The sequence below is a fragment of the Enterobacter cloacae complex sp. IR5401 genome, from assembly GCF_049238425.1.
GTDB lineage: Bacteria > Pseudomonadota > Gammaproteobacteria > Enterobacterales > Enterobacteriaceae > Enterobacter > Enterobacter hormaechei_C.
Map to the genome: position 1 here is coordinate 1 of NZ_JBMKHN010000037.1, position 3,964 is coordinate 3,964.

The following is a 3,964-nucleotide window of genomic DNA, read 5'->3' on the forward strand; positions in this document are numbered from 1 at the left end:
TGGTGATTTTGAACTTTTGCTTTGCCACGGAACGGTCTGCGTTGTCGGGAAGATGCGTGATCTGATCCTTCAACTCAGCAAAAGTTCGATTTATTCAACAAAGCCGGCGAGAAGTTGAAGGAGAAGACCATGATGGAGATCCCCAGCCACACCGTGACCAGAATGCCGTCATGACCGGTGAAGGCGATATCGCTCAGGTTAACCTGGTCGATCACCGCCGAGTTCCAGTACGGGATCAGCGAGAGAGAAATCAACACCAGGCTGGCGATGAACGGGAACACAAGGTAGCTCATCACTTTCACCATCAGGTCTTTACCGAACCAGATAACAAAGGCCATCAGCAGCAGCAGGAACAGCGCCACCACGCCGCGGTTCAGGGCAGGCATCTGGAGCTGATTTTCCCAGAAGGTCATAAAGGTGTTGGTAATGGTGACGCCGTAAATCCACAGCAGCGGGCAAATGGCAAAGAAGTAGAGGAAGGTGATCACCACCCCGCCGGTCTTACCAAAATGCTCCTCCACCGTTTCGGTGATGTTGCCGGAGACGTTACTGCCGGACAAACACAGACGCGCCAGCGCGCGGTGGCAGTAAAAGGCAATCGGGAACGCGAGTACCAGCATCAGCAGGATGGGGATCAAGCCGCCAAAGCCTGCACGGATAGGGAAGAACAGCACGCCTGCGCCAATGGCGGTACCAAACAGGCCGAGCGTCCAGGTGGTATCAGATTTACGCCAGGAGGACGTTTTTGTCTGGCCAACGATAATGCTTTCTGTGTTGCTCATAAGTCATCCTTTATGCGTCAACGAAGCCGGTAATTTGGGAAACACGGGAGAGATCAATATTGCCGCCGGAAATAATGCAGACGGTTTTACGGCCCTGGATATAGTGGTCCAGCTTGCCGCTTAATAACGCCGCGCACGCCAGTGCGCCAGCACCTTCCGTGACCACTTTATTTCGCTGAATAAGCGCGATCATGCTGTTGCGAATCTCGTCTTCGCTGACCAGCACAATGTCATCGACTAATTCACGAACAATTTCGAAGGTTAAATTACCCGGGCGAGACACATCGCAACCGTCTGCTAATGTGCCGGTAATGCGGTGGTTCGTTATTTCACCGGCCTGATACGATGCCGCCATTCCGTGCACGTTTTCAGACTGCACGCCGATAATATTGATAGTTGGGTTGATGGATTTAATTGCTGTCGCAATACCGGCAATTAAACCGCCGCCGCCGATGGGGACAATCACGTTATCCACGTCATATAAATCTTCGAGGATCTCCAGGCCGATGGTGCCCTGACCGGCGATCACTTTCGGATCGTCGTAAGGCGGGATAAAAATGCGCCCTTCCATCTCGACGATTTCGCTCACTTTGGCGATGGTGTCGTTAAAGTTCTCGCCGTGTAGCACCACTTCGGCAGAGTAGTCGCGCGTGGCGGCAACCTTGGATTTCGGCGCGCCCATCGGCATCACTACTTTGCCGTCGATGCCGAGCATGGCGCAAGAGAGAGAGACCCCCTGCGCGTGGTTCCCTGCGGAACAGGCCACCACGCCCTTGCGTTTTTCCGCATCGGTCAGCGAGCTTAATTTATTAAACGCCCCACGTATTTTAAACGAACCGGTACGCTGCATATTTTCAAATTTCAGGAATATCTCACCCTTACACCGTTCGCTCAGATAATTTGAGCGCGGCATACCGGTTTTATAGATCTTTCCCGCCAGTCTTTTTCTGGCGTCCTGAATATCTTCAATGGTCACCGGGAGATCGTAAGTAATGTGCATAATATCCTCGTTATAATAATTCATTGTTTTCAGGCAAAGTCAGGGTAACAGAGCGTTAAAAAGCGTCGCTCCGGGTGTTTTAAATCATCATTATTTCTATCGTCGTTTTTCGGTATTCATCGACGAATATTGTTTTGCCAGTTCAACTAATACTGACGCCGATTTTTTAATACTGTAATTTTTTGACCACACGGCGGCATAACGCGCCACGGGTAATTCATCTTCCACCGGCAGGACAATGAACTGGTCCGAGCCGAATGGCGCAATCATGTCACGGGGGATCACCGTCAGGTAATCGGCATTGAGGACAAGGTTATAGATGGTGACGACGGAATCGGTCTGGACGATGTTTTCAATGCTGATGTGGTTGTCTTGCAGGGTGGTCAGGAGTTCGTTGTAGTAGCCCATATCGGTTTGCGGCATCACCCACTGCTCGTGCGTGAGCGATGCCAGTCTGGTCGGGCCGGTGCACGTTCGTGATTTACTCGCCACCAGCACAAACTCGGATTCAAACAGTGGCTCAACGTGAAGATCCTGAAGCTGCATCCCGTCGCTCAGCGTACCGATGGCGAAATCCAGCCGGCCATCGCGAATGGCGGGCAGGAATGAAGAGAGCTGCGCTTCATACATTGAGACGCGTGCCTTCGGGAACACTTCCTTGAATTTTTTGATCATCCCGGACAGGAAGGTGAAGCCAATCAGCGACGGATAGCCGAAGGAGACGTCCATGACGGTACTGAAACTGAGGCTGTTGATCTCGCTTACCATGTTTTTCATTTCGCGGGTGATCGACTCAGCGTAGGACAGCAGCACCTGACCGGCAGCAGTGAGTTTTACGCCGGTGTTCTTACGCACCATCACTTCCACCCCAAAGTAGGATTCGATGTCGCTGATGATTTTGCTGACGGCAGGTTGCGTCAGCCCCAGTTGTCTTGCAGCAGAACCTATGGAGCCACTTTTGATGACTTCCTGAAATACCACGAGGTGCTGAGTTTTCGGTAGAATAATAGTATTCATAATATTCTGCGCTTATTTCCCTATGACGCAGCGGATTCTACCCAATATTGTTTCAGGGGGTATGTGCTGTTACTCACAATTTGCCAGGACGCTCTGTTTCCAGTCGCACCAGAAAACTATTTATATCTTTAAAAATCAAATGTTTATCACAATAAAAATACGCATTTACGCTGACATCGATCAATAAAAAACGCGGTAATAAATTTATTTTATGGCAATAACCAGCGTGAATTTTTTTGCCTTAAAAATATTAATAAAGGCTATCTTTCAGGCAATTAAAGGTTAATAAAACACCATTATTCCTTTAAAACATTTTTGTGGTTTATCAACTTTATCAGGAGTATTTATTCACTTTCCGATCAAAGAGTGGGATATATCACACATTCACCAGAAGAATGTTTTTAGATTCAATATTAAATTATCAAATGAATAACATTCGGCATCACTGACTAAACATTTACAACATCTGCTCAACACTAAATTTTTCTAATTTTATAGCGTTAAATTTTGTGATTACGATCATGCGCAGCAGATGAGAGGAACACGCAGCCGAACAAATAGTGAAACGTGCTTAGCGTCGCAAAATTGAGAATTGATGTCGTTTGGCGCTTCGCTTACCCGGCCTGCAACCTTCAGAAAGCAAAAACCCCGCCGAAGCGGGGTTTGGTAAGAAGTTGAAGCTGACCGATAAGTCAGCTTTGTATCCCATGCAATCAAGCACCAGAAGCGGTGGAATGCGGGTTGTAGCCCACAATGTATCCCATTCTGTATCCCATTTGAAGTGTACGATACGCCGATCTGCTTGCAAGGGATTAAATGCCAAGAGCTGGGGATGCATCCATCCTGGGGTGTTCATATGCATTTAGCTCCGTGATAGTCACACCTGCACTTATTCACTTAATTAATCAAGGAAAGTTTGCTGGCTCCCCTTGCGTTTCTGTGGAAAAATTGAGCTTCGAACTTTCAGACAACAGAGGGATGCTTATGTCGGTTTTTCAGGACTGGCTGCTCAGGATAGCTGGTGACAATTACTTTCTCTATATCAAACGATTGTCTGCCTGAAGTGGTTTACTGAATTTGGCCACCTGAACAGAGGTGATATGCTCACCTCAGAACAACACAGGTGTCATAATGAAAAAAAGAAATTTCAGCGCAGAGTTTAAAC

The 3,964-nt window shown here is 48.1% G+C and carries 4 protein-coding genes and 1 pseudogene; all 5 read right to left on the minus strand.

The window, feature by feature from the left end:
• Positions 1-73: hypothetical protein (locus ACOTX1_RS23580; RefSeq protein WP_223175615.1), on the minus strand; the 73-nt coding region annotated here is incomplete at its 3' end.
• 31 nt (positions 74-104) lie between these two features.
• Positions 105-782 (minus strand): annotated as a pseudogene (locus tag ACOTX1_RS23585) (aromatic amino acid transport family protein); the annotation flags it as partial.
• Positions 783-792: 10 nt separating this feature from the next.
• A complete protein-coding gene (gene tdcB / locus ACOTX1_RS23590; RefSeq protein WP_022651901.1) occupies positions 793-1,782 on the minus strand; it encodes a bifunctional threonine ammonia-lyase/L-serine ammonia-lyase TdcB in 990 nt (329 codons plus the stop codon).
• A 96-nt stretch (positions 1,783-1,878) separates the two neighbouring features.
• Positions 1,879-2,799 carry a transcriptional regulator TdcA gene (gene tdcA, locus ACOTX1_RS23595; protein ID WP_003862670.1) on the minus strand — a complete coding sequence of 307 codons (921 nt, stop codon included), beginning with the start codon at positions 2,797-2,799 and terminating at the stop codon, positions 1,879-1,881.
• A 571-nt stretch (positions 2,800-3,370) separates the two neighbouring features.
• Positions 3,371-3,661, minus strand: coding sequence for a hypothetical protein (locus ACOTX1_RS23600; protein ID WP_126497793.1), 291 nt, complete (start codon positions 3,659-3,661; stop codon positions 3,371-3,373).
• Positions 3,662-3,964: the final 303 nt, after the last annotated feature.